Annotated in this window: 26 protein-coding genes; 13 read left to right on the top strand and 13 right to left on the bottom strand. The window is 37.0% G+C overall.

Annotated elements, in window-relative coordinates; all coding sequences use genetic code 11:
• Nucleotides 1-286: 286 nt before the first annotated feature.
• From N0B48_RS22830 to N0B48_RS22795, 8 genes are all read right to left on the bottom strand, one after another.
• A complete protein-coding gene (locus N0B48_RS22830; protein ID WP_259841805.1) occupies nt 287-751 on the bottom strand; it encodes a hypothetical protein in 465 nt (154 codons plus the stop codon).
• A gap of 4 nt (nt 752-755) precedes the next feature.
• A complete protein-coding gene (locus N0B48_RS22825; RefSeq protein WP_259841804.1) occupies nt 756-1,094 on the bottom strand; it encodes a hypothetical protein in 339 nt (112 codons plus the stop codon).
• A gap of 101 nt (nt 1,095-1,195) precedes the next feature.
• On the bottom strand, nt 1,196-2,317 hold the full coding sequence (locus N0B48_RS22820; RefSeq protein ID WP_259841802.1) for a lactonase family protein: 1,122 nt from the start codon (nt 2,315-2,317) through the stop codon (nt 1,196-1,198).
• 92 nt (nt 2,318-2,409) lie between these two features.
• A complete protein-coding gene (locus tag N0B48_RS22815; RefSeq protein ID WP_259841800.1) occupies nt 2,410-2,841 on the bottom strand; it encodes a hypothetical protein in 432 nt (143 codons plus the stop codon).
• Between the two features lie 173 nt (nt 2,842-3,014).
• On the bottom strand, nt 3,015-3,440 hold the full coding sequence (locus N0B48_RS22810; RefSeq protein ID WP_259841799.1) for a DUF1801 domain-containing protein: 426 nt from the start codon (nt 3,438-3,440) through the stop codon (nt 3,015-3,017).
• 126 nt (nt 3,441-3,566) lie between these two features.
• On the bottom strand, nt 3,567-4,121 hold the full coding sequence (locus N0B48_RS22805) for a hypothetical protein (RefSeq protein WP_259841798.1): 555 nt from the start codon (nt 4,119-4,121) through the stop codon (nt 3,567-3,569).
• Between the two features lie 54 nt (nt 4,122-4,175).
• Nucleotides 4,176-4,712 carry a glycosyl-4,4'-diaponeurosporenoate acyltransferase CrtO family protein gene (locus N0B48_RS22800; protein WP_259841797.1) on the bottom strand — a complete coding sequence of 179 codons (537 nt, stop codon included), beginning with the start codon at nt 4,710-4,712 and terminating at the stop codon, nt 4,176-4,178.
• Nucleotides 4,713-4,962: 250 nt separating this feature from the next.
• Nucleotides 4,963-6,999: a M3 family metallopeptidase gene (locus tag N0B48_RS22795; RefSeq protein ID WP_259841796.1), complete on the bottom strand. Its 2,037-nt coding sequence runs from the start codon at nt 6,997-6,999 to the stop codon at nt 4,963-4,965.
• Nucleotides 7,000-7,223: 224 nt separating this feature from the next.
• On the opposite strand from N0B48_RS22795, the gene N0B48_RS22790 reads away from it, so the two are divergent.
• From N0B48_RS22790 to N0B48_RS22765, 6 genes are all read left to right on the top strand, one after another.
• Nucleotides 7,224-7,754: an SRPBCC family protein gene (locus N0B48_RS22790; protein ID WP_259841795.1), complete on the top strand. Its 531-nt coding sequence runs from the start codon at nt 7,224-7,226 to the stop codon at nt 7,752-7,754.
• Nucleotides 7,755-7,857: 103 nt separating this feature from the next.
• The gene (locus N0B48_RS22785) at nt 7,858-8,307 is read left to right on the top strand and encodes a hypothetical protein (RefSeq protein WP_223606199.1); all 450 of its coding nucleotides are present in this window, start codon (nt 7,858-7,860) and stop codon (nt 8,305-8,307) included.
• A gap of 218 nt (nt 8,308-8,525) precedes the next feature.
• On the top strand, nt 8,526-9,164 hold the full coding sequence (locus tag N0B48_RS22780) for a DoxX family membrane protein (protein ID WP_259841794.1): 639 nt from the start codon (nt 8,526-8,528) through the stop codon (nt 9,162-9,164).
• 49 nt (nt 9,165-9,213) lie between these two features.
• Nucleotides 9,214-9,726 (top strand): nitroreductase family protein, encoded by a 513-nt coding sequence (locus tag N0B48_RS22775; RefSeq protein ID WP_259841793.1) that lies wholly within the window; start codon nt 9,214-9,216, stop codon nt 9,724-9,726.
• Nucleotides 9,727-9,932: 206 nt separating this feature from the next.
• Nucleotides 9,933-10,811 (top strand): T9SS type A sorting domain-containing protein, encoded by an 879-nt coding sequence (locus N0B48_RS22770; RefSeq protein ID WP_259841792.1) that lies wholly within the window; start codon nt 9,933-9,935, stop codon nt 10,809-10,811.
• A gap of 344 nt (nt 10,812-11,155) precedes the next feature.
• Entirely contained in the window at nt 11,156-12,025 is an 870-nt protein-coding gene (locus tag N0B48_RS22765; protein ID WP_259841790.1) for a T9SS type A sorting domain-containing protein, read from the top strand.
• Nucleotides 12,026-12,238: 213 nt separating this feature from the next.
• Here the strand turns inward: N0B48_RS22765 and N0B48_RS22760 are convergent, their stop codons facing one another.
• Nucleotides 12,239-13,855, bottom strand: a complete 1,617-nt coding sequence (locus N0B48_RS22760) for a serine hydrolase (protein ID WP_259841788.1) — start codon at nt 13,853-13,855, stop codon at nt 12,239-12,241.
• 177 nt (nt 13,856-14,032) lie between these two features.
• On the opposite strand from N0B48_RS22760, the gene N0B48_RS22755 reads away from it, so the two are divergent.
• Both N0B48_RS22755 and rimM read left to right on the top strand, forming a co-directional pair.
• Nucleotides 14,033-14,599 carry a 30S ribosomal protein S16 gene (locus N0B48_RS22755; protein ID WP_259841787.1) on the top strand — a complete coding sequence of 189 codons (567 nt, stop codon included), beginning with the start codon at nt 14,033-14,035 and terminating at the stop codon, nt 14,597-14,599.
• 11 nt (nt 14,600-14,610) lie between these two features.
• Nucleotides 14,611-15,153 carry a ribosome maturation factor RimM gene (gene rimM / locus N0B48_RS22750; protein WP_259841786.1) on the top strand — a complete coding sequence of 181 codons (543 nt, stop codon included), beginning with the start codon at nt 14,611-14,613 and terminating at the stop codon, nt 15,151-15,153.
• Here the strand turns inward: rimM and N0B48_RS22745 are convergent, their stop codons facing one another.
• The 4 genes from N0B48_RS22745 to N0B48_RS22730 all read right to left on the bottom strand — a co-directional run bounded on the left by N0B48_RS22745 (nt 15,154) and on the right by N0B48_RS22730 (nt 19,803).
• Nucleotides 15,154-16,203: a hypothetical protein gene (locus tag N0B48_RS22745; protein WP_259841785.1), complete on the bottom strand. Its 1,050-nt coding sequence runs from the start codon at nt 16,201-16,203 to the stop codon at nt 15,154-15,156.
• Nucleotides 16,204-16,307: 104 nt separating this feature from the next.
• Nucleotides 16,308-17,954, bottom strand: coding sequence for a serine hydrolase domain-containing protein (locus N0B48_RS22740; RefSeq protein WP_259841784.1), 1,647 nt, complete (start codon nt 17,952-17,954; stop codon nt 16,308-16,310).
• Nucleotides 17,955-18,020: 66 nt separating this feature from the next.
• The gene (locus N0B48_RS22735; RefSeq protein WP_259841783.1) at nt 18,021-18,824 is read right to left on the bottom strand and encodes a helix-turn-helix transcriptional regulator; all 804 of its coding nucleotides are present in this window, start codon (nt 18,822-18,824) and stop codon (nt 18,021-18,023) included.
• Between the two features lies 1 nt (nt 18,825).
• Nucleotides 18,826-19,803 (bottom strand): XRE family transcriptional regulator, encoded by a 978-nt coding sequence (locus tag N0B48_RS22730; protein ID WP_259841782.1) that lies wholly within the window; start codon nt 19,801-19,803, stop codon nt 18,826-18,828.
• A gap of 45 nt (nt 19,804-19,848) precedes the next feature.
• On the opposite strand from N0B48_RS22730, the gene N0B48_RS22725 reads away from it, so the two are divergent.
• The 5 genes from N0B48_RS22725 to rpoN all read left to right on the top strand — a co-directional run bounded on the left by N0B48_RS22725 (nt 19,849) and on the right by rpoN (nt 24,952).
• The gene (locus tag N0B48_RS22725) at nt 19,849-20,304 is read left to right on the top strand and encodes a hypothetical protein (RefSeq protein ID WP_259841780.1); all 456 of its coding nucleotides are present in this window, start codon (nt 19,849-19,851) and stop codon (nt 20,302-20,304) included.
• A gap of 11 nt (nt 20,305-20,315) precedes the next feature.
• Nucleotides 20,316-20,957: a hypothetical protein gene (locus N0B48_RS22720; RefSeq protein ID WP_259841778.1), complete on the top strand. Its 642-nt coding sequence runs from the start codon at nt 20,316-20,318 to the stop codon at nt 20,955-20,957.
• Nucleotides 20,954-21,553 (top strand): CDP-alcohol phosphatidyltransferase family protein, encoded by a 600-nt coding sequence (locus N0B48_RS22715; RefSeq protein WP_259841776.1) that lies wholly within the window; start codon nt 20,954-20,956, stop codon nt 21,551-21,553. The genes N0B48_RS22720 and N0B48_RS22715 overlap by 4 nt, the downstream gene beginning before the upstream one ends.
• A gap of 327 nt (nt 21,554-21,880) precedes the next feature.
• The gene (gene asnS, locus N0B48_RS22710; RefSeq protein ID WP_259841774.1) at nt 21,881-23,329 is read left to right on the top strand and encodes an asparagine--tRNA ligase; all 1,449 of its coding nucleotides are present in this window, start codon (nt 21,881-21,883) and stop codon (nt 23,327-23,329) included.
• 159 nt (nt 23,330-23,488) lie between these two features.
• A complete protein-coding gene (gene rpoN / locus N0B48_RS22705; protein ID WP_259841772.1) occupies nt 23,489-24,952 on the top strand; it encodes an RNA polymerase factor sigma-54 in 1,464 nt (487 codons plus the stop codon).
• Nucleotides 24,953-24,982: the final 30 nt, after the last annotated feature.

Genomic DNA, 24,982 nt, shown 5'->3' with positions numbered 1-24,982 from the left:
CCTCTTCCAATCAACTGCGAAATATTACGAATTATTTTGCTAAAAAACACCAACTATTTTTGACCACATTACCTTTTTTTAAATCAGTTCTGAAATTCCGGAGACCCTTAAAATTGGTAGCAATGACAAGAAGTAAGGCGTAAAAAAAATACCTGACCGGGTTGTCTATAAAGACAAAAAAAAGTATTCCGCCTACAATTGCGATTGATCCTAGAACCGTAAAAAAGATATCCGATATTTTTTTGAATTTTCCAGCCATAGGAAGTGAAGCTTGCGCGTGAAAAAATTATAGTTGGTATCGTTTGAACCGCTGATCAAACATATCTGTTTTAAAATTATTTTGTAAATATTGGTCTGCAAGCTCCCAAATCTGATCGGTGAAATCTTCGTTCTCTTTTATGATTCCGTTCCCTTCATCTTCTGCAATGTCGCCCTGAGAGTAAATATATTTTCTTTCCAGAACTTTGTCTTTGTACTTCTCAAAATAATAGGTATCCGAAATATCGGAAATCATAAATTGAATGATGTCTCCGTCAAAATCTGAAATATCATAAATCTGTCCTAATCCCGTGATGATAAGTGTTCCGGTTTCTGTTTGTACAATATCAACCGTATTTTCATCCCGGAAACTATCGGTTGCTTCTTCAAAGTCTACCTCTTTTAGGTAAGAAATTTCGGCATCAAAAAGATTTTTAATTTTTTGCTCATCAACCTGGCTGTTTATTAAGATCCCTGTAAAATTAAATCCCATCGTCTTATATTTTTGGTTTGTATATTTTGTTTTCTTTTCCGATGAGTACAGCAAAACCATTTTCCAGAGCAATATCTACAATTTCATTTTGCAGTCTTTTGATGTCATCGTAATCGATATCTATGGTAAAAAAGTCAGCATATTCTTCGAAGATTAAATAATTTCCCCAAACCATTGTGTTCGGCAGTTCCGGAAATCTGGATTTGATAAGGCTAATGATTTCTTTTAATTCTGAGGTTGTCTCAGTTTTAGGTTCAGCCAGTTTTTTACTTAATCCGATCCACGTTTTGGTGTCAGACTCAGTAAGTATTTGCATATCAGCAATAATGATTGAAAATTTCATTTAAATAGAGCTTAATCTGAAAATTACTAAAAAATTTCAATAGAATAATAATATGGGCTAAAGTTTTAAAAAAGGATGAATTATCGTTTTACTTCAACAATTTAATATTTCCTGATTTTCACACTGGAAGCACTTTTAACTTTTACTTTGTTTCCGGTCTTTTTTAATAACCCGGTTTGTGGATCGCGCTTGAATACAACAATATTTCCACTGCCTGCATTCGCCACAATGACAAACTTTCCTGTTTCATCAATGTCAAATACCCTCGAGTGTTTCCCTATCGTTGACTGATAACCGATGTTCTTTAAAGTTCCGTCTTCAAGAATTGAAAAAATAGCAATATTATTTTCTACACCACGATTAGCAGCATACAAAAACTTTCCGTCCGGCGAAATGTGGATATCCGAACTTTCAAAATCTTCTTTGTATTGATCCGTATGGGTATTCACCCTCTGAATACTGGTCAGAATAGTATTTTCATATTGATACTCATTAACCGTTCCTGATAATTCTTCAATACAGTATGCAAATTTTCCATTGGGATGAAAGGTAAAATGTCTCGGTCCACTACCTAAAGTGGATTGAATATATGGTTGTTTTCCGGGTTGTACAGGCTCCTTTTTATCACTGTCAAACGTATAGGATCTGATTTTATCCGCACCCAGATCGGTTAGGAATAAATGATCAAAGTCCGGGGAGAAAACAGCAGCATGAACGTGTGATCTGTCCTGTCTGCCTTCATTGATACTTCCTTCTGAAAACTGAAAATTCTGTACAGCCGGCTGTATGGTTCCGTCTTCAGAAACAGGGTAAACGGAAGCGCTGCCTTCTGTATAATTGGCATTTACCAGCCATTTGCCATTTCGGTGAGCACTTAGATAAACCGGGTTTTCACCGCCACTTTTCTGACTGTTTATATAGGTAAGCGTCTCATCTTTGGGATTGAATTTAAAACTGCTGACACTTCCTGCATTGGGTGTTTTACTTTCGGTACAGGCAAAAACATACCGGCCATCCGCGGATAAAGTCAGAAATGAAGGGTTTAAAATTCCTTTCAGAGAGGTTACTTTGGATAATTTTCCTTTGAGGGTATCCAGCTTATATACGTAAATGCCTTCGGTGGTTTTATCACGGTTAAATGAGCCGATAAAGACATACGTATTTTGCGAATACAGATGGATGGATACTAAAAGGACGATGAGTAAGCTGAGTATTTTTTTCAATTTTTAAAAAGGTTTATAGGGGTAACATTATATAATTTCCGGGCAAATCTGACAAATGATGAGATCGTAACTTATGGTTATGATAACCTGTATTATTTTATATATTCAATCTTCCCTCTGAAATATCCTTTTCCTTTGTGTGGGATGACGTTGCCATATTGATCATATTCCGTTTTTTCAAACTCTACATAACCGTAAATGCTGTCATTGGGTTTATATGCTGACTTGTCCAGGATCAGTTTTTGTTTGGGGTTTTTAAATGCAGACGGTTTTTCATGATCTGTTATATGATCACTCATCCGAAATGGAGAAACCTCATATCTATGGTCATGAATCTGTATATTGAATCCTCCTGAAGTGAATCCTGAATGATACACGATATTGACATTGAGGGTATCAGTGTCTTTCCAAAATATGGGTTCACAAACGTACTCATTGCTTTTATCGAAAATAAGTTGTGTGGTCTTCTTGCTTTTGGGAGGCTCTGAATCAATCATCATCTGAATTTCATTTTCAGATTCCATTTGCTTGAAAATTTTGTTGTTTTTCAGATTTCCATCGACAGAGAATGGTAATCGCTCGCTTTGGCTCTTTTCCTTTGAGCAGCTCAATAAAAATATAGAAAAAATAAGGGCCGAAATTTTGAATTTCATAGTAAAATATGTGTTTGCTGATAAGTACTTCATTGGTTTATCGTTTAATTCTTCGCCTCAAATCCATCCTGTATGGCCGCTTTTAATATATCGGTGTTGATGTCTTTCAGCTTTTTGAACTTAATACAATAGCCAGTGACGCTCGCTTTACCTATTTTTTCTCCGTAGATTTCAGATAAATAAGTCTTATCCTTGATGGTTAGAATATAAACTGAAATTCCGGTGGTGTTTCCACTGATCCCAATCTGATAAAATTCTCTGGTTTTCCCACCAGCATATTCCATAATTTGAAATCCATAGCCGATATTGGGATTGGAGACCGTTTTATGGTCTTCGTTTTTGCCATCCAGAAACCATAATGTACATCCTGGCGATATTTCCTGAATCATGCGGTGCAGATCCTGCATATCGTTACGTTTGGATTCTGGCTGGCTGTGGATATATTCTTTGATTTGTTCCTGTATGTTCATGAAATTTTGGAGTGGTTTTGTAACTGTTTAAACTGATTACTTGTAAAAAATATTCTCGATAAAAGATCTGAAAAGTTCAATTTTGAACTTGACTGTACTTTGCAAATCTATGCCTTTAATGCTTTTTTAATTTTTGAATCTAACAATTATTCTTGTCCTTTGGCCTTCGTTAACTCCAAAAATGAAACTGTAGATGTGTGTAGAATCATTGTCCCACCTAACAATTTTTTGCCACCAATCATCAGTTTTTTCATTTGTTTCTTCGCCTTTTCGTGATAACTTTTTAGATATATATCCTTTATTAAAATTATACAGATTGTCAATAAAAGTAACCTTCTTTTTATCCTGATTCCAGCTATACTCAATTAAACGGAGAATGCTATCATTTTTTGTGAAAAAATAAGAAACCTGTGTGTCTAAATTTGCTGTATCCCTTCTGAAAATTATAGGTTGTGCAAATTCATATTTTTCTATATCCGGGAAATACTCTTTTGATAAACCAATATTAAATGGTTTTGTATACTCAATCCCGTTATTTTTCTTTTCAATTTTCCGAATATCTGAGAGTTTTATTTGTTTAAATTCAATTGCTGTATTTTGAATTTTTACATTCTCAAAATTATTTTCAGGTTTGCAATTTAATATGGAGAGCAAAACAAAAAGATGAATAAATATTTTCATAAGCAAATGTTTGCTAAAATTTTTGGGAATTAAATTTCTTTTTCATAGACGTTTTTATCTTCTTCTGCTTAAAATAACAGCCCTTGCTATTCGCGGTCGGTTATACCGCTGAAGAAAAATAGGGTAAATATTAAGAAGGATATTCAAGATCAACAACCATAACGATTGAAGAATTCCAAACTTGCAGGCTACAAAAATAGTAAATCCCAGAACGATAAACATAATAATCAGATGACCCAGCTCATCCTGTTTTGTGCGGTAATGCAGATTCATTAAAGCTTCCGTGTTTTTTTCTACCGGCTTGCTTTTTTTGTTCAGCTTTTCCCAACCGATTTTCACCAACGATTTCCTGAAAATATTGATGCCGAGAGATTCATATATTTTTCCTCTCTTTTCCCAGACTTTTTCGTTGAAATAAGAAGAATTGAGCGGACTTTTCAGGGTTTCGGTAAAAGTAAGTACACAAGCCATCAACAAGAAATTCAGAGCCAATGCGAACGAAAAGCCATCCATTCTGATATAATGAACGAGGGCATATGTCAACCCAATGGTAACGATGACAATACAGGCAAGAATGAAGAGTTTTTTCATGGTTTTTTTGTTTGGATTCTATCAGGTCAACTATAACCTTCCTTCGGTACATGACATCATAAAAACTGATTCCAAATTTAATAGAAAACGGCCAATAATCTTTCGTGATAAGGGATGTTTTTGTAAATTTATTTATCTGGTATCACAGACTCAATCGGGATAGCAATCTGATTCTTAAAATACGGACCAAAAAAAAGAACAGCTATTGACTGTTCTTTCTATATTTATGATTGCAATAATAAGTTGATGATTATCCGAATGCTCTCTTCAACAAACTTTCCACCTTCGGTTCACTTCCTCTGAAGCTTTTATACAGTTCCATCGGATCTTTGGTTCCGCCTGAAGAAAGGAGAATCTTGTATTTTGCAGCCGTTTCAGGATTGAAAATTCCGGTTTCCTTAAAATACTGGAACGCATCTGCATCCAGAACTTCCGCCCATTTATAAGAATAATATCCCGCAGAATATCCTCCCTGGAAAATATGGGAAAAACTAGGACTCATCGCCGTTTCAGGATTGATCGGGTAAAGAGTGGTCGCTTTTGTATACTTATCTTCAAACGCTTTCACACTTTCACCTTCTAACTCTCCAACTTTCGTATGGTAGTTCATATCCAGAAGACCGAAACCAAGCTGTCTCATTGTCTGGTAACCTTCCATAAAGCTTTTAGACTGCTCAATTTTTTCAATCTTTTCATCCGGAAGCACTTCACCGGTTTTATAATGTTTTGCGAATGTTTTTAAGAACTCAGGTTCGTAGCAGAAATTCTCCAGAAACTGAGACGGAAGTTCTACAAAATCCCATTTCACGGAAGTTCCGGAAAGACTTGGATATTGGGTTTCAGCCAGCATTCCGTGAAGCGCATGTCCGAATTCGTGGAATAAAGTCTTTACTTCCTGAAAAGTCAGTAAGCTTGGAGTATCTTTCGTTGGCTTGCTGAAATTGCAGACAATAGAGATATGCGGACGGGAATTTTCACCGGCTTTTTTATACTGATTTTTATAGCTGGTCATCCATGCACCTGCTCTTTTGCCCTTTCTCGGGAAATAATCTACATACAGTAAAGCTTTGAAATGTTCTTCTGCTGAATCTTTTCCTGACTCAAAAACTTCATACACCTTCACCTCTTCATGGTACTTGGGAATATCATTTCTTTCCTGAAAGCGAAGTCCGAAAAGTTTTCCTGCCAATCCGAAAACAGCATCCTGTACCTGATCAAGCGGGAAATAAGGCTTCAATTCCTCATCGTTAAAATCATATTTCTGTTTACGGAGCTTTTCAGCATAGAACGTATGGTCGTAACTCTGTAATTCTTCAATTCCGTCAGCTTTGGCCAAAGTTCTTAATTCTTCGATTTCCTTGTCTGCGTAAGGTTTTGCTTTCGTTAAAAGCTCATTCAAAAAATCCAAAACTTTCACCGGAGATTTGGCCATTCTTTCCTCCAGAACATAGTCTGCATAGTTTTGATAGCCTAATAATTCAGATTTTTGCTGTTTTAATTGTAGAAGCTCCTTAATCAATTCCTGGTTGTCAAATTCTCCAGCGTCAAAAGATTTTTTCCCGCTGGCCAGAGCGATTTCCTTTCTCAACTCACGGTTTTCCGCGTAGGTCATGAACGGAATATAGCTTGGATACTGCAAAGTAACCACCCAGCCATCAAGCTCTCTTTCCTTAGCTTCTTCAGCGTATTGGTCAAGAATAGCTTCCGGAATTCCTGCCAGATCTTCTTTATGGGTGATATGTTTAAAATAAGCATTCGTAGATGCTAATACATTTTGCCCGAACTGCAGGGATTTTAAAGACAGATCCATATTGATCTTCTGCAGTTTTTCCTTGTCTTCTTCATTCAGCAGGGCACCACTTCTTACAAAACCTTTATATGTTTCGTTCAACAGCATTTCCTGTTCTTCATTCAGATTATATTTTCCCTTTTCGTCGTATACTTTTTTGATCTTGTTGAATAAAGCTTCGTTTTGAGAGATCTTTGATGAATGTTCAGTTAAAAGAGGGGAAACTTCCTGAGCTATTTTTTGTATCTCATCGCTGGTTTCCGCAGAATTTAAATTGAAAAAAATGCTTGAAGCCACATCCAGCTGATCTCCTGAGTAAGCCAATGCTTCAATCACATTTTCAAAAGTCGGGGCTTCAGAATTATCGACAATACCATTGATTTCATCCTCAGACTGTTTGATCAGTTCTTTAAATGCAGGAAGGAAATCTTCATTTTTAATATCGCTGAAAGGTGCGGCGTGATATGGTGTGGTAAATTTCTCTGTTAAAATATTCATTTTTCAATTTTTAGGTAAGGTAAATTTAATGATTCATTGGGAATCACAGGTGAAATGCGCAAAAATAATGCCCGGATATCCGGATGTGACAAAAATGCTTTATCTTTAATAATCTTGTCATATGAAAAGAGGCGGCGAGGGTGGAATGACTAATTTTGAAAACAGAAACCATCACTTTTTGTGGTTAAAAAAAACTAAACAACTAACTCAAAAATATCAAAACTATGAAAACACTCTTAAAAATTCTTGGCTTCATCATCCTTTTGGCCGTAATCTACGCAGTGGTAGCAATACTGGCTTTCGACAAAAAACATCATCTTGAAAGATCAGTGGTGATCAATGCACCAAAAGAGAAAGTGTGGCAGCACGTAGGTTCATTAAAAGAATACAACGTCTGGGATCCATTTTCAAAAGCGGATAAGGATATTGTGATTACCTATTCCGGAGCCGGTGATAAAGTAGGAGATTCTTACCACTGGAAAGGCAATAGCAAAGTAGGAGAGGGCGAGCAGTCTGTTACTGAAATTGTACCGAATGATAAATTAGTAACCAAACTTCATTTTATCCAACCTTTTGAAGGTGATGCGGTTGCAAAATTTGTTTTGACCCCGGAAGGAAGCGGCACAAAAGTCACATGGTCGATAGACAATGAACTTAATACGATGATGAAAATCATGAAACCTATGATGGATATGAATATGGAAACCCTGTTCGATCAGGGGTTGGGAGATCTTAAAAAGATTTCCGAAAAGTAAAAATATAAGCCTTGTAGAAATACAGGGCTTTTTTATGATGTTTCTTGAACTCAGGGTAATGAGTATTTTAAAAAATTATTATCTTTATGTAAAGATTAGATTTATGGAGAAGATCGTATTTGTGAAAAGTGATATAAGACATTATGTCAAAACAGTTATCTCTGAGAAAATAGAAAAGCTTAAAAATTTTATAGAGTTTACCCTGGAAGCAAGTCGTGATATAAAAAAGACCCCGAAGTATGACAGCATGAGAGAGGAAATGCAGGAGGAAATCTACCAGATGCAGCGCCAGCTGGGAGCTTTGAATGATCTTAAAAGAAATATGTCAAAAGTTCTGAATACATCTACGGAAAAAATACAGCTGGGTTCTCTGGTGATCACCAACAAGGCTCGTTTCTATATTTCGGTTTCATTGGGAGAATTCTTTTTTGAAGGCGATCGGTTCTACGCTATTTCCCCCGAAAGCCCCATGGCTAAAAAAATGATGGGAATGAAATCCGGAGATGCCTTTACCCTGAATAATATTCATCAGGAGATTGTGGAGGTGATTTGAGGAGAAGATGTCAGATGTCAGATTTCAGACATGAGATAAGAGACATGAGACTTTTTACAATAAATTTTGTAAACCATATAACCAGTAACCAGTAACCAGCAACTGGCAACAACCAACCAAACTCACCTACTCTCAAACCCTCAAACTCTCCAACTCAAAAACTCGAATCCCGAATCCCGTACCCCGAAACTCTCAAACCCTATAACCCAAAGCCAGCCATGACATTTGAAAAACTAAGAACCAGCAGACGGAATCAGTGGATCATTATTCACTTAAGGTATCTGGTGGGATTTGCATTTTTTCCTTCAGGCCTGACGAAATTATTAGGAAACAGATTTACGGTTCTTTCAACAGATACACCAATAGGTTCTTTCTTTGAAGCGATGTATCAGACGGGATTTTACTGGAATTTTTTAGGACTTTCCCAGCTAGTGGCTGGAATTTTACTGATGACACAGCGGTTCGCGCTTTTGGGAGCTCTTATGTTTTTGGCCATATTGAGTAATATATGGATCATTACCATCAGTCTTTCATTTACCGGAACATGGGTGATTACTTCTCTCATGATGATTGCGGTCACCGTTTTGCTGATCTGGGATCATCATAAGCTGATGCCGATTCTTGGCTATAATCAGTCCATGACCCTGAAATCCTATCCCGATCCGGGACGTATCTGGATCAATGCCGGCATGATGTATACTATCTGTCTTCTTGGTTTATCATGGCCGGGACCGGTAGACGATGACCTGGAACAATGGATATTAAGAGGATTGGGCGTTGTTGTGATGCTTACCTTCTTATTAACTCAGTATAAAGCATATAAAAGCCGCCGGTTATTGGTGAAAAATCAAAGTTAAATCAATGTAATACTGTAACGCATTCAATTTCATATTGTAAATTTGCAGGATGAATAATGCAGAAATTTTAAAAGACATCATAGAACAGAGAAGAAGCATCTTTCCAAAAGATTATTCTGAGACCGAAATAGCTCAGGAAATCATAGATGAAATCTTACATTCAGCGACATTAGCCCCGAATCACAAGCGTACAAAACCATGGCGTTTTAAGATTTTCAGAGGGGAAGAAAAAGCAAAACTGGCTTTAGAAATGCAGTCCATTTACAAGGCTACCCAATCCGAACAGACTTTTTTAGAAAAGAAATACCAGGATATCGGTTTTAAGATCAATAAAGCAGATGCCGTGATTTCCATTGTCGTTAATTTCAGTGGTATGGTTCCGGAATGGGAAGAGATTGCTGCCGTTTCTATGGCGGTTCAGAATATGTATCTTACCTGTACTGCTAATCATATTGGCTGCTACTGGAGTTCTCCTGCGATAGTCAACCACCTTAAAGAATCTCTTACGATTGAAGAAAACCAGAAATGTCTGGGATTATTTTATCTGGGAAACCTTAGTTAATTTTTTTTCAAAAAAATATTATTATCCTTTTCAATCATTTTAAAAAATAAAACTATACGAATTTTTCAAAACACTTTTGTTTTTTATTTTAAACATTTAAATTACTGAAAATCAGAATTTTGAATCTGTTTCTGAGACCTTTTGTTTTTTGATTTTGAGCAAATAAGTACTTACCTTAGTTCCTGAATTTTAAAAACATAAATGTAATGAAAAGAAACAATTTTCTTAAAACGGTACTTCTCGGTACTATGATTTCCTTCAGCTTTATGGATGGACAATGTGCAACTCCTGCCAATATTTTTGCATTTACTGCCAATGGGAAGAATTACGAACTGGTAAGACAGAGAACGAGTTGGTTTGCAGCAGCACAGTGTGCTGTACAAAGAGGAGGATACCTGGCGGAAATTAATAGTGGCGTAGAGGAGGGTGCTATTTTTCAACGGTTACAAAGTCCGCAGGCCGGAATCAATTTATCACAAACCACAGCTGCGGATGGAGGAGGAGCCTCTTATGTGTGGCTGGGAGGAGTTAGATCACCTGCCAATAATCAATGGATATGGGATGGTAATGCGGATGGTGCAGGAACTGCTTTTTGGCAGGGTGGACTGCCGGCTAACGGCGGCCAGCCTTTAAATAGTGCCTATACCAATTGGGGAGGTACGCCGACAGCGCCGGCGGGTGCAGAACCGGATAATTTTCAGGGAATGCAGGAAGTGTTGGCTATGGGATTAACATCCTGGCCTAATGGAAGTACGGGCCAATGGAATGATATATCCGGAATAAATCAATTGTTTTACATTATTGAGATGAATGCTACATTGGGAACAGATGATTTGAAATCAGAGAAGGGATCTGTTCAGCTTTATCCCAATGCTGTAAAGGATTTCCTGAGTATTAAAACCACAAAAAATATGACGGGTATTGCATTTACCGATGCTTCCGGAAGAAAAGTGAAATCAGTTTCTGTCAACGCTACGATCAATGAAAAAGTAGACTGTACCTCATTAGCTGACGGGATTTATTTTATTAAGATCATTTATCAGGACAAAACTTCATCTAATCACAAGATTCTTAAAACTCATTAATAAACGTTTTGTTTAAATAGAAGAGACTGTTTCACTCGTGAAGCAGTCTTTTTTGTTTATCATTTCCAATATAAAGAATTTTTTAGGGTTGAAGAAACAAAAAGGTAGGGAATTAGTGCATCTGGGAAACCTTATTTAATTTTTTTGAAAAAAATATTATTATCCTTTTCAATCATTTTAAAAAATAAAATTATACGAAGTTTTCAAAACACTTTTGTTTTTTATTTTAAACATTTAAATTACTGAAAATCAGAATTTTGAATTGGTTTTTGAAGCTCTGTTGTTTTTGATTTTGAGCAAATAAGTACTTACCTTAGTTCCTGAATTTTAAAAACATAAATGTAATGAAAAGAAACAATTTTCTTAAAACGGTACTTCTCGGTACTATGATTTCCTTCAGCTTTCTGGAAGGACAATGTATGAATTTTTCAAATGGTTATTCATTTACTGCTTCTAACGGGAAGAATTATCAGCTGTTCAAGGAAAAAGCTACCTGGCAGCAAGCGAGACAATGTGCCATCGATCTAGGAGGGTATCTGCTGGAAATTAATAATCAGGCAGAACAAACGGCTGTTCTTGAAGCCCTACAAAATCCACCAGCGGGAATCAATTTATCACAAACCACAGCAGCAGATGGAGGAGGGGCCTCTTACGTATGGATAGGAGGGCGTAGAGGTCCTACCCAATGGGTATGGGACCGTAATCAAACTGCTTTTTGGCAGGGTGGGACGCCGCCTAATGGTGGGCAGGCAGTCAATAGCGCTTATACCAATTGGGGACGCGTGCCGGGAGGACCTCCGGTTGGTGCGGAACCGGATAATTTTCAGGGAATGCAAGACGTGGTGGCTTTAGGGTTAACGCAGTGGCCCAATGGAAGTGTGGGGCAATGGAATGATATAAGCATGCAAAATCAATTGTTTTACGTTATCGAAATGAATAGTACCCTGGGAACAGATAATCTGAAATCAGAGAAGGGATCTGTTCAGCTTTATCCCAATGCTGTAAAGGATTTCCTGAGTATTAAAACCATGAAAAATATGACAGACATTGCATTGACTGATGCTTCAGGAAGAAAAGTGAAATCAGTTGCTGTCAATGCTACAATCAATGAAAAGGTGGACTGTACCTCATTATCCGATGGGGTTTATTTTGTTGAAATACTGTATCAGGACAAAACGTCTACTCAGCATAAGATTCTTAAAATTCATCAATAATCGTTTTTTTTTAATCAGAAAGGGAGGCTGTTTCACTTGTGAAGCAGTCTTTTGTTTATCATTTCCGATGTAAAATTTCTATCTCCGGCTATTGAAGAAAACCAGAAATGTCTTCGACTTTTCTATATGGGAAATAGTCATTAATTTAACTGGCTCTTTAAGCATTTTTAAATCCTGGCATTTCACTTATTTCCGAAATACCAGGATTTAAATTTATTTCTTTTTAATCAGTTGATAAGACGGGCGTATCGGATTGGTTGTATCAAAAGTGATGTCGTAAGTTCCGGCTTCCACGTTGATATTTCTGCCGTATTGAACGAGCTGGTTACTGTCATTAATACCGAGATCCAGGGTCCATTCGTTATTTCCTCTGAATTTGATCTGGCCGGATTTCAACGGAATATTTCTGGCTTCTAAAATATCCTTATTCTTTTCATTCGGAACCAGTTGTATATCAGGACCGTTCCAACCGTTTGCAGTAGCACTTCCGGTAATACCCCAAAGAAAATTATTGTCAATTTTTTTCGCTTCTTTTACAATTTCATTCTTAGTAACGATGTTTAAGACTGTATTTTTACCATTACTGTCGGGCTTGAATTCAAAATAGATTCGCTCTCCAATTTGATTGTTGACATAAAATTTGGTGTTGCTTTCTGTAAAAAGTATAGCTTCTGCTTCATTGGTTTCTTTAAAGTTCAGCACATTATCATTGGCTAAAATATAGAAAGAGGAGTTTTTTGATTGGTACAAACCTGTCAGGTCTTTTTCATATTTTGCTTCAATGTTGACTTTTTTCGGAATATCATACGTCTCGCTGGCAAGAATAGCGACGATTTTGTCGGTTATTTCAAAAACACTGTTATCCCTGTTATTACTCAAAACAATAACAGAAATATCTTCATCAGGAATTGTTAGGAATCGGCTTATAAAACCAGGCCCGGCTCCATCATGACCAATGCTTGTTCTTCCTTTTATGATCTGCCGGTGCCAGCCGTAACCGAAATCGTAAGTTTTGAAAGGAGTCTGTGCTTTTTTCAAAGTCTCCTTTTTAAGGATTTTATAAGCTTTGATACCCTGTGCGAATTTGTATAAATCTTCAACGGTAGAATACATGGCGCCTGCCGCATGAGGGTGGTCATAATCATAAACCACAGCTTCACGGTAGTTGTGGGGAGACAAATATTCGTAGCCGGTTGTTTTGTTTTTATCTTTTAAATCTTTAAACCCAAACCCTGTATTTTTCATTCCCAACGGATCGAGAATATAATGTTGAATCGCTTTCGGATACGGCATCCCGCTTACCTTTGTAATAATGTATCCTAAAATATAATAATTGGAATTGCTGTAGCTCCAGCCTTTTCCCGGAGAAAAAACAAAAGGCTGCTGGGAAATAGATTTCATAAAAACGGCTTCATTCTTGGTGTTCTCGGGGCCGGTATCATTAGGAATTCCCGAAGTATGGGTAATTAAATTCTCTATGGTAATGCTGTCTCCTTTAGGGAAATCCGGATAATATTTGGAGAGTTTATCATTCAGAGATAATTTTCCTTCTTCGTTTAACAGGAGAGCTGTTGTAGCCGTAAATGTTTTTGTAGTAGAATAGATCCGGTATATGCTTTGGCTGGTGTTTTTTTCTTTGGTTTGAAAATCCTGAATTCCAAAGCTTTTTTCGAAAATTATTTTTCCTTTTTCGGCAACCAGAACACTTCCGTTAAAACGGTCCATATGAGTATAGGCATTAACTAAGGTATTGATTTTTTCTTCATGAGTCTGGCCTTGAATTTTTGCAGCAGATAAAATAATAAGGAGGAAAAATAAGTTCTTAAGCATTTCGTAATTTTGTTGTTCAAATATCCTGTTTTTTTCCGGCAATTTTCCGGGAGGAAATAAAAATATTAAGTTAAATATCGGAGAAAGTAATTTATTATATGGAGGATTAGTTTTTTTTATTATCTTTGCACTCTTAAATATTTAACTGGGACGAGTTCCCGTAAAATTCACAACATTATGTCAGTAAAAATCAGATTACAAAGACACGGTAAAAAAGGTAAGCCTTTCTTCCACATCGTGGTTGCAGATTCTAGAGCTAGAAGAGATGGTAGATTCATCGAAAAGCTAGGAACTTACAACCCAATTACTAACCCTGCAACTATCGATTTGAACGTTGACTCTGCTGTAAAGTGGTTAAACAACGGTGCTCAGCCAACTGATACTGCAAGAGCAATCCTTTCTTATAAAGGTGCCCTTTACAAAAAACACTTACAAGGTGGAGTAGCTAAAGGTGCTTTTGACGAAGCTGAAGCTGAAAAAAGATTCAATGCTTGGGTAGAATCTAAAGATCAAAAAGTACAAGGTAAAGTAGAAGGTTTAACTAAAGCTCAGGCTGACGCTAAGAAAGCTGCTTTAGACGCTGAAGCTAAAGTAAACGAAGCTAGAATTGCTGCTGCTGCACAAGTTGAAGCTGATGCTAAAGCTGCTGAAGAAGCTGCTAACGCACCTGCTGAAGAAGTTGTTGCTGAAGCTACAGAAGGAGAAGCTCCTGCTGCTGAAACTGAAGAAAACACTGAAGCTTAAAAATAACCTGTATGCGTAAAGAAGATTGCTATTTACTAGGAAAAATCACACGCAGACATGGCCTTGCGGGAAATGTTATCCTTAAATTGGATACCGATCAACCCGAGCTTTACAATAAATTGGAATCAATATTCGTTGAAATCAACGGATTATTGGTTCCATTTTTTATTGACAAAACATCCTGGAGCAAAAATGATGCTCTGAACATTGCATTTAAAAATTCTTCCGAAACATTGGTCGACCAATCTTTGGGAAAAAGCGTCTATTTACCGCTTACTGCACTTCCGAAACTTTCCGGAAAACAGTTTTATTATCATGAGATCATCGGTTTCGATATTCTTGATGAAAATGATAAAGAATGCGGCGTGATAAGATCTGTAAACGATCAGACTGCTCAAAACTACTTCGTAACCAATCTGGACGGAAAAGAAGTGGTGATTCCTATCATCAAAGACTGGATCCTGGAGGTGAACAGAGAAGAACGATTCATCAAAATGCAGCTTCCGGAAGGACTTATCGACGTTTTTTTAGTGTCCTCTAAAAAAGACGAATAATTAGTTTTTCAGATAATAAATCTGAAACTTACCCTCTCTCACATTACTTACTAAGAAATATTTTCCCGTTTTGGTCCTGATAGGATCAGAAGCGATTATTTTCGTATGGTCTTCTTTGGTGGAAACCGTTTTGTTGCCGAGTTTTATATCATAATAATACATATAAACCGGATGATATCCGAAAGAAGCCACAAAATGATTTCCTGTGCTGAACCATTGGTTTCCGGAAACAATTTTATCCTTTACTTTGAACGACACTGTATCTCTGTACTCCTTACGGATTTCAGGAGAGAAGCTGTTTTCATTTGGAGAAAGTTTGATCTTCGGACGAAGTTGGGTGTAAAGAGGATCCTTTTCCGCGGTAGAATCCGTTGTTTTCAACTCCTGTAAAAGGTTGTAAGATACAAAATAAGCATTTTTCTGTCCGGGATTAAACAGGTAGTTACCGCCATATATCGCATGATCCGGAATTTCATCGTTCACTGCATCAACTACCATTAAAATCTGATCTCCTTTGGCAAGAACATTTTTCTGAAGAACAGCCTGTTCTTCGTCTATTTTTTTGAACAGGGCAGAGTCTTTTTCCGGTTCTCCGGTATGGAAGAGGTGTTCATATTTTTTCTTAATATCATTGAGGTCATAGAAAGGCAGAAATTTTTTGTAACGGAAATCCGGAGCCAGATATTTCCGGTTATTGGCGTATAAATTACCTGTTTCATCTATGAAAGCCAGGTTGTTAATGCTTGGACTGTTTTTCCAGTGCTCGGAAACGGTCAGCTTGCCTTCACTCATTATAAAAATCATGTTGGTGCTGTTTTGGTAAGAATCCATGACCGGGAAATTATAGACCAAAAGGTAATTATCTTTAACCAGATAGTTACAGTTGTCCTTCTGTGAAAGCGGAAGCTCCATCACCTTTTCTAAAACCACCGTTTTATCCGAAAAATGCGGAAATTCAGGGATCTCAGGATATTTGTCTTCTTCTACATCAGTTTTGGGACTATAACACGATGATAAAACTAAAAGTGACAGTACAAGTGAAATCCGCATGGTTTATTTTTATTAAAGATACATTTTTTACCTATTCAACAATATCTCGATCTATCACTAATTACTCCATTACCGATTACCCATTGCTCATTACTCATTGCTCATTATTTATGACCCAGGGAAGGTAACAAATACTCCTGCACAATCTTCTCCGACTGTGCGTGCGCATAAGATTTGTTGTAAGCTTTTGCTGTAATTACAATCACTAAAGGAATTTCAGTGAACATAATAATTTTGTTTCCGCCATTTCCACTGCCTTGGTACGCTTCAAAATTCCGGTTTCCTACTTTATAGATTTTCCTCCAGAATAAGTAGCCATAGCCTTCAGAATCAGTATCATTGCTGAAATAATTGGTGAAAGATTTCTTTACCCAGTTTTTGTCGATGATGTTCTGTCCGTTCCATATTCCATTATTTTTGTAAAGCTGTCCGAATTTGGCAAAATCCAGTGATTTCATGCGTAATCCACCAGCCAGGGAAGGCTTCTGCTGTGGCGTAAACTGCCATTTATAGTTGGTAATTCCAAGAGGTTGAAATAACTTCTTATCAGCATAATTTTCCAGACCTTTTGGAACATTTTTGTCTAAAACATCTCCCGTCACCACAACACCTGAGGTGAAATAATTCCAGACTTTTCCAGGTTTATTTTCTGTTGTCGGCAAATCCAGTGTAAAATTCACCCAGTTTTCAGTAGGATACATATTTTCCTCATTTCCCGGCGAATTTTCATCCTGATCATTACCGTCAAATCCGGAGCTCATGGTGAGGAGACTTTTAATGGTAACACTATCCTTTCGGGACGAATAGTTTTTGAATTTTTTCAGATCGTAAAAATCTTTCAGCATCTGATTTTCACTTTTAAAATAACCGTCTTTTATCGCGATACCCATCAAAGCCGAAGCAAAAGACTTCCCAACCGAACGGGTATCCTGCAAAGAATCTCTTCCGGATTGGTTGAAATATTCCTCCAAAAGAAGCTTTCCATTTTTGATGACCACAATACTGGTGATCTCTCTGAACCTGTTTTCAGCAATTTTTGTATTTAAAAGTTTTATTTTTTCCTGATCCAATTTTTCATCAGACACTTTCCATCCGCTGTTGGGCTGTATTTTTTGAATGGCAACTTGCTGTTCCGGAATATTTTTTCGGGGAATTGTTAAGTTAATCTCGCCTGCTGCAATCGTATTCCCAACTTTCAATGATGACGTTTTTAAATAAGGTTTGATTTCAATTTTCAAAACATGTTTTCCCTCTTCCAGTGCATCAATTCCGCCATTGCCAAGATAGAATCTCATCCACAAATACCTTCCCCACGAATCTTCATTTTTTGAGCTTGACAGAGGAATTCTCAGCGTAGTTTTCGTCTTTTTGTCTTCAGCAATTCCCGCTCCTGTATTCAGATTTTCGGTGTAGATCAGTTTTCCGTCAACGAAGAAATTGAATTGATAATTTCCTTTTTTCAGAAGCTCCTCGGAGGTTAGAGAAGGGTCGATCTGATGTAAATAATTAACCAGAGCATTGTCCATAAAAATACGGATACTCAGATCCTTATCTTCCTGAAATTCCATCGTTTTGAGAAAATCAGATTCTTTTAATTGGTCCGGAGCGATCGCTTTATCCATGAAAACAATGGTATTAACATACTTTTTATGAAGAGGATTGGTGATCGGATCAGGATCTGTAAGATTTTTGGACTGGCCTAAAGAAAGACCGAAACTAAGAAATAAGACAAACAGTAGAATAGATTTCATTTTAATATTTTATCTGGACAAAAGTATAAATCGGTTTTCAGAAAAAATAGAATAAAATTAACATTATTATTTCTTCAGAAGACTTCTGTATTGCAAAGGAGTAATCCCCGTGTATTCTCTGAATGACCTGATAAAATGACTTTGATCTGCAAAACCACATTCCAGGGCCACTTCAGCTAAAGACGGAAAGGTATTGAGAAGTGTCAGAGATTTATTGATCTTCAGTTTTCTGATGTACGTCCCTAAAGTACAGTGAAAATGTTTCTGAAAGTCTCTGCTTAAATGGACTGGATGAACATCTAAGGCCTTTGAAAGCCCCGTCAGACTTAATTTTTCTGTGAAATTTTCGTGAAGTATTTCATCAATCTTACTCACCCAAGTTGGCTTTCTGTCAGAATTCCCGCTCTTCTCTGTTAACTGATTGAAAATATTAAGGAGATGCTCATGAACAGACAGCTCAAAAGAAGGATCATTCAGTTTAGTTTCTCTGAAAATCCTGTGCATTAAGAGTTTTATGGCCGGATCTTTCAGATTAAAGCTGCCTTCGATGGAGTCTTTGGAAACATCAAATTTTTCAAACCAATCTTCCGTAAGTTCAAGATGAAATCCTCTGGTAAAAATATCCGGTTTGATATTGTAATGGGCGTCTTCCCAATGATGATAAAGCAGAGTCCCGGCCGGACAGTCATAAGTTTCCTTTTTATTTCCTTCCGTCATATTTCCCTGCAGCAGAAAAGTGAAATAAGCATTTTCATGATAATGCCAGTCGACGTAGGGATGCGTGTATTCCGTATCCGTAATGGTTAATCCATCGAAACGCAGCGTTTCATTGGTCTGTCCGAAAAATTCACCATTATGGAGGTTTTTCATATTATAGTTTTTGTTTTAAATTTTCAATCTGTTCATACATTTTATTGAAAAATATTTTTCTATCCCGGTTTCCGGAAGTGTTCAGTGATTTTGAATTTTTAATCTGATGTTCAAAATAATTCCGTGCTTCACCACAGGTTTTTTCGTCATTAATCAAAATATACCCAAACATATTCACCGGTAATGCAAACAATGACTTTTGCGGATGATGAAAAAAAATGTCATTGGACAGATGCATCAGCTCGTTTTCATACAAATGAAACTTGGGATTGTTTTCCGTCTTCTGCTCGATGTATTCAATAAGCTCTTTGAGCTCTTTCAGGATAATTCCAGCTTCTTTTTTCTGTAAAAGTCCGGTTTCATAATAGAATAAAATCTGCTGCAAAATGCTGGAAATAGTCCTGTCATTCCACAATTCTACGATATTTTGTGCTTCATATTTTTTCTTCAGTTCCTGAGTGTTGGATTCAAAATAAGGCGGTGAAAACTGCAGAAAAGGAATAAAAACCTGTTTCGCATTAAGCAGATTCATCCAGACATAAATTTTAAAACGGGAAAGCAATGTATCCGAAAGCGTATAGAAAAAAGGAATATCCTTCGCAGAATAATAAACCGTCATCTCTTCAGACAGCGGAAGATTTTCAAAAATGCTGAGATTATTCTGAAAAAACGACTGTAAATCTTCTGTATTATTCACAGCTGAAGTTTTCTGAACCACCAGCTGCAGGTCTGAAGTGATAAATTGATTGAGGGAAATCTGATAATATTTCGCCAGTTCCAGAGCTTCTTCAAAACTGAACTTTGCTTTCATGGAAGTTCTTCTGTGGGACGCATCATAACTTATATTGAGAATATTGGCGATTTCATCGTTCAAAGATTTGTCTCCTATTTTCTTTCGGATTTCCTTAAGTAAAAGTTCCTGATACATGCTTTTGTGATTTTCACAAATGTACTTCTTTATTTTAATTTTTTTTCGCATTCGGAAATGTGATTTTCACAATTACTTTTGGTGAAAATTAGAGAGATGAAAAACAAAATTACCTTATTGATAGGTATACTATACTGCGGATTTTTTTTTGCTCAGAAATGGCAGCCAATTTATTATGCAGACTATTCTTATGCTCATCGGAATCAAATAAGAATAGGATTAGAGTGGCTGCTGAACAGCTCTGAAAAAGATGACAAGCTTTTCCTGGGAACAGGTTTGGGTGCAGTTTATCATCATGAGGAATTACGGCTTTTACCTGATTTGCATATGAATTATAATACCGGATCCGGCTACTTTATTAAAGCAGGAAGTTCATTTTTCAACGCCTATATTTTGGGTGGGATTTCATTTCTTAATATTCTGGATTTAGGCATTGGCTATTCTTTACCCTATCAAAAAGAAAAAATGCCAATTAAAGGTTTTACTATAGGTTTAACATTAAGATTAACAGGTGACGATAATGCTTACGGAAAAATGAAAATTGGATTTTAAAATGAAAAATTATGAAAACAAAATTTTTAATGATGATCAGCCTTTTTATAGTATGTATCATCAACGCTCAGGACAGTTTAAATAATAATTTGGATAAGCCAAAGTTTATTGCTTTTTCACCTTCGAAGGCAACTAAAAATGTGAATGGAGTGCTTATTAAATATTATGATGAAATTGATCAGGACATACAGCCTAAGAAGGTCAATGGAGTGGGATTGGGATTTAATGGTTTAGGAATTTTCTTTCCTGTCTTGTTCCTTGTTAACATTACCTCTATCGATAATTGGGGAATTAAGGATATTGGTTCGGAACCTTTACCGGATAAAATGAATAAGATTAACGGAATGCAGCTTTCCATAGTCAATATGGAACCTACTGTTACGAATGGTTTAGAATTAAGTTTATCCAGCAATATCAGTGCGCCATCAGTTACCAATGGAATGGCAATATCACCATTGTACAATTTTCATCATACAACGAAAGGTGTGGTCATTTCTCCTCTTGCGAACGTAAGTCAGAAATGCAGAGGTCTTCAGGTGGCTTTAATCAATGTGTGTAAAGATTCACGGGGAATACAGATTGGTTTTTGGAACGAGAATGAAAAAAGAAAACTTCCCCTGATCAATTGGAATTTTAAAAATAAAAAGTCATGAAAAAGTTACCCTATATTTTAATTGCAGCAAGATTCATTTTGGCTCCTATTATAGTGTTATTAGCTTATTTTAAAGGCACAGAAGCAGGATCTTTAATTTTAGGATTAATGTATTTCGGCTTATTAACGGACATTTTCGATGGAATCATTGCCCGAAAAGTCGGTGTTTCATCAGAAAAGTTAAGAAGACTGGACAGCCAGACCGATTTGATTTTCTGGCTTTCCTTAGGATTTGCGGCCTATTTCCTGAATCCTGAACTGATTAAAAATGAATGGCGCGGAATTCTTTTAATCTTCGTCATGGAAGCACTTTGCTACGTTGTCAGTATCTGGAAATTTGGAAAAGAAACCTGTACTCACGCATTTCTGTCAAAAATGTGGGGTTTGAGTCTGCTGATTGCCTTTACCTATCTGATCGGGTTTCAGCAAACAGGATGGGCATTTTATCTCACAGTCGGATTGGGATTTGTTTCTCATATCGACGTGATTTTAATTGTCTTACTGCTTCCGAAATGGCAATACGACGTACCGAGTTCTTATCACGCCTGGAAAATCAGAAACGGAAAAGAGAGGAAGAAAACGGTGTTTTTCAATTAGAGATTGAGTTTTTGAAGAGAGGGAAGCTGGAAGTTTAAAAGCAGAACTGTAATACGGTCTTATTGCCTTTTGCATCCTGATAAACTATCCCGACTCTATCCTTGCCAAGGTTCAAAATCTTGACATGGATTCGGATCACCAACATATAGTAACTTCCAGCCTCCAGCTTCCAAACTCACGAATTCACTTCAAATAATATTTACAGCATAGTTTTAGATTCAATATTTTAATAAATGATTTTTTAAAAATACAGCGTAATCATCAAGTTGCGCTGTTTTTTTGTAACTTTGCAGACGTTAATTTTATACGAAAATTTATAATCAACAAATGAAAAAGCAGACGATTAAAGAAATCCTACAGGATTACAAGAAAGTATTACATCATGACATTACAGTTTACGGATGGGTAAGATCATTCCGTGCCAATCGCTTTATTGCCCTTAATGATGGATCTACGATTAATAATTTGCAGATAGTTGTTGATTTTGAAAATTTTGATGAAGAGATCCTTAAGAAGATCAGTACAGCTTCTTCCCTGAAAGTAATCGGAGAAGTGGTGGAAAGCCAGGGAGCTGGACAGGCAGTAGAAATTATTGCTAAAAAAATCATCATCTTAGGAGATAACTTCACGGAAGAACTTCAGAACACGATTCTTCAGCCTAAAAAACACAGCTTAGAAAAACTTCGTGAGCAGGCACACTTAAGATTCAGAACCAACGTATTTGGAGCTGTTTTCAGAGTACGTCACGCGGTGAGCTTTGCCGTGCATTCATTCTTTAACCAAAACCAGTTTTTCTATATCAACACACCGGTGATTACGGGTGCAGATGCAGAAGGCGCAGGTGAAATGTTTGGAGTAACCAACTTTGACCTGAACAATATGCCAAGAACGGAAGAAGGTGAAATTGATTTTGCACAGGATTTCTTCGGTAAAAAAACGAACCTTACGGTTTCAGGACAGCTTGAAGGAGAAACTGCAGCAATGGGATTAGGAAGAATTTATACGTTCGGACCTACTTTCCGTGCAGAAAATTCAAACACGACAAGACACCTTGCAGAGTTCTGGATGATAGAGCCGGAAGTGGCATTCAACAACCTTGAAGACAACATCGACCTTGCGGAAGATTTCTTAAAATATGTGATCCAGTACGTTCTTGACAACTGTAAAGATGATCTTGAATTCCTGAACACCCGTTTTGAAGAAGAACAAAAAGGAAAACCTGAAAAAGACAGAGCAAAAGAAGGTCTTATCGAAAAACTTCAAAACGTTATCGCTAAACGTTTCAAACGTGTAAGCTATACAGAAGCAATCGAGATCTTATTGAACTCTAAAGAAAATAAAAAAGGAAAATTCCAGTATCCGGTTGAAAGCTGGGGTGCTGATCTTCAGTCTGAGCATGAAAGATACCTGGTTGAAAAGCATTTTGAATGCCCGGTAGTATTGTTCGACTATCCAAAAGAGATCAAAGCTTTCTATATGAAACTGAACGATGACAATAAGACCGTTGCAGCAATGGACGTTCTTTTCCCTGGTATCGGGGAGATCATCGGAGGATCTGAAAGAGAAGCAAGATTAGATGTATTAAAACAAAAAATGGAAGATATGCACGTAGATGCAGAAGAGCTTTGGTGGTACCTTGATACCCGAAAGTTCGGCTCTGTGCCGCATGCAGGCTTCGGTTTAGGATTGGAAAGACTGGTTCTTTTCGTAACGGGAATGACCAATATCAGAGACGTGATTCCTTTCCCTAGAACACCGAAAAGCGCTGAATTCTAGATCAATAAAAAAAGCCTTAATGTAAAAATTAAGGCTTTTTTATTTTCTAATAGTTTATTATGTTAAGAAGTATAATGCAAAAATCATGCTAAATGTGTTTTTTGTCGAATTAATTTATTAAATTCGTAGAATATGTTATGTTAAAACACAAAGACTAATATGCTTAAACAACACTTACAACTCAAGTTAGGACAGAAGCTGGCACCTCAGCAGATCCAGCTGATGAAGCTTATCCAGCTTCACACTCTGGAATTTGAAGAGGAGCTGGAAAGGGAGCTAGAAGAGAATCCTGCTTTGGAAATTGTAAAGGAAGATCCGAAAGAAGATGAATTCTCTTCTCTTGAAGATGCTTATCAGGATGAAGGAACGGCCAGCATTGAAACAGATTTTGACGTCAACGAGTATATCTACGATGACGAACCCAACTATAAAACAGCATCCAGCAACTATTCTCCGGACGATGAAGAGTTCGATAACGAAAGTCTTCTGACCGAAGGACAGTCATTATACGACTATCTGCTGGAGCAGATTCACCTGGTGAACATCAGTGACGAAGATGAGAAGATTGCAGAATATGTGATCGGAAACCTTGATACTGACGGTTATCTGAGAAGAGAAATCAAAGCGATCGTAGATGATCTTGCTTTCTCACAGGGAATTTATACTACAAAAGAAAAAGTTGATGACATTCTGGAAAACTACATCCAGAAGCTTGATCCGCCGGGAGTGGGTGCAAGAGGTCTTCAGGAGTGTCTGTTGCTTCAGATCGAAAAGAAAGTAAGTTCTGATAAAGCAGTTTCTCTGGCAGCCAATATCTTAAGACATCAATTCGACGCTCTTACCAATAAGCATTACAACAAGATCATTCAGAAGTATGATATTGAAGAAGAAGATCTTAAAGATGCCCTGGAAGAAATTTCAAAACTTTCTCCAAAAGTAGGAGGGAACTTTGATACACAGACCATTACCATCAACCAGGAAATTATTCCGGATTTTGTGATTCAGGTAAAAGACGGTATCGTGATCCCAATGCTTAACAGCAAAAATGCTCCGACTTTAAGAGTTTCTGAAGAATATAAGGACATTTTGACCACGTATTCTCACGATAAAAACTCTTCTGAGCACAAACAGGCGGCATTGTTTATCAAACAGAAATTAGATGCTGCAAAATGGTATATTGACGCTATTAACCAACGTCAGAATACCCTGTTGCAAACCATTACGGCTATCGTGAAATTCCAGAAGGATTATTTTATCACGGGTGATGAAAAATCCCTGAGGCCTATGATTCTGAAAGATGTTGCAGATATCACAGGATTTGATATTTCTACGATTTCAAGAGTGGTAAAAAGCAAATATGCCGATACATCAAACGGAATCCTTTATCTGAAAGACCTTTTCTCAGACAGTCTTACCAATGATGATGGTGAAGAAGTTTCTACCAAAGAGATTAAAACTCATCTTCAGGAAGTGATCGGGAAAGAGAATAAAAGAAAACCGCTTACCGATGATGCACTGGTAGTAATTCTGAAAGAACAGGGCTACAATATTGCAAGAAGAACAATCGCTAAATACCGTGAACAGCTGAATATTCCGGTAGCAAGATTAAGAAAAGAACTTTAAAAAGTTATCCATAAAAGTAAAAGCCCGGAA

The organism is Chryseobacterium herbae, from assembly GCF_025154075.1.
Classification (GTDB): domain Bacteria; phylum Bacteroidota; class Bacteroidia; order Flavobacteriales; family Weeksellaceae; genus Chryseobacterium; species Chryseobacterium herbae.
The sequence above is the reverse complement of the archived record's forward strand: the minus strand, read 5'-3'. Positions and strand labels throughout refer to the sequence as shown.

Coding starts and splice junctions, on each gene's coding strand:
- N0B48_RS22830 (WP_259841805.1), bottom strand. CDS start 751: ATGGGATTTAATTTTACAGGGATCTTAATAAACAGCCAGGTTGATGAG.
- N0B48_RS22825 (WP_259841804.1), bottom strand. CDS start 1,094: ATGAAATTTTCAATCATTATTGCTGATATGCAAATACTTACTGAGTCT.
- N0B48_RS22815 (WP_259841800.1), bottom strand. CDS start 2,841: ATGGAATCTGAAAATGAAATTCAGATGATGATTGATTCAGAGCCTCCC.
- N0B48_RS22810 (WP_259841799.1), bottom strand. CDS start 3,440: ATGAACATACAGGAACAAATCAAAGAATATATCCACAGCCAGCCAGAA.
- N0B48_RS22805 (WP_259841798.1), bottom strand. CDS start 4,121: ATGAAAATATTTATTCATCTTTTTGTTTTGCTCTCCATATTAAATTGC.
- N0B48_RS22800 (WP_259841797.1), bottom strand. CDS start 4,712: ATGAAAAAACTCTTCATTCTTGCCTGTATTGTCATCGTTACCATTGGG.
- N0B48_RS22795 (WP_259841796.1), bottom strand. CDS start 6,999: ATGAATATTTTAACAGAGAAATTTACCACACCATATCACGCCGCACCT.
- N0B48_RS22790 (WP_259841795.1), top strand. CDS start 7,224: ATGAAAACACTCTTAAAAATTCTTGGCTTCATCATCCTTTTGGCCGTA.
- N0B48_RS22785 (WP_223606199.1), top strand. CDS start 7,858: ATGGAGAAGATCGTATTTGTGAAAAGTGATATAAGACATTATGTCAAA.
- N0B48_RS22780 (WP_259841794.1), top strand. CDS start 8,526: ATGACATTTGAAAAACTAAGAACCAGCAGACGGAATCAGTGGATCATT.
- N0B48_RS22775 (WP_259841793.1), top strand. CDS start 9,214: ATGAATAATGCAGAAATTTTAAAAGACATCATAGAACAGAGAAGAAGC.
- N0B48_RS22770 (WP_259841792.1), top strand. CDS start 9,933: ATGAAAAGAAACAATTTTCTTAAAACGGTACTTCTCGGTACTATGATT.
- N0B48_RS22765 (WP_259841790.1), top strand. CDS start 11,156: ATGAAAAGAAACAATTTTCTTAAAACGGTACTTCTCGGTACTATGATT.
- N0B48_RS22760 (WP_259841788.1), bottom strand. CDS start 13,855: ATGCTTAAGAACTTATTTTTCCTCCTTATTATTTTATCTGCTGCAAAA.
- N0B48_RS22755 (WP_259841787.1), top strand. CDS start 14,033: ATGTCAGTAAAAATCAGATTACAAAGACACGGTAAAAAAGGTAAGCCT.
- rimM (WP_259841786.1), top strand. CDS start 14,611: ATGCGTAAAGAAGATTGCTATTTACTAGGAAAAATCACACGCAGACAT.
- N0B48_RS22745 (WP_259841785.1), bottom strand. CDS start 16,203: ATGCGGATTTCACTTGTACTGTCACTTTTAGTTTTATCATCGTGTTAT.
- N0B48_RS22740 (WP_259841784.1), bottom strand. CDS start 17,954: ATGAAATCTATTCTACTGTTTGTCTTATTTCTTAGTTTCGGTCTTTCT.
- N0B48_RS22735 (WP_259841783.1), bottom strand. CDS start 18,824: ATGAAAAACCTCCATAATGGTGAATTTTTCGGACAGACCAATGAAACG.
- N0B48_RS22730 (WP_259841782.1), bottom strand. CDS start 19,803: ATGCGAAAAAAAATTAAAATAAAGAAGTACATTTGTGAAAATCACAAA.
- N0B48_RS22725 (WP_259841780.1), top strand. CDS start 19,849: ATGAAAAACAAAATTACCTTATTGATAGGTATACTATACTGCGGATTT.
- N0B48_RS22720 (WP_259841778.1), top strand. CDS start 20,316: ATGAAAACAAAATTTTTAATGATGATCAGCCTTTTTATAGTATGTATC.
- N0B48_RS22715 (WP_259841776.1), top strand. CDS start 20,954: ATGAAAAAGTTACCCTATATTTTAATTGCAGCAAGATTCATTTTGGCT.
- asnS (WP_259841774.1), top strand. CDS start 21,881: ATGAAAAAGCAGACGATTAAAGAAATCCTACAGGATTACAAGAAAGTA.
- rpoN (WP_259841772.1), top strand. CDS start 23,489: ATGCTTAAACAACACTTACAACTCAAGTTAGGACAGAAGCTGGCACCT.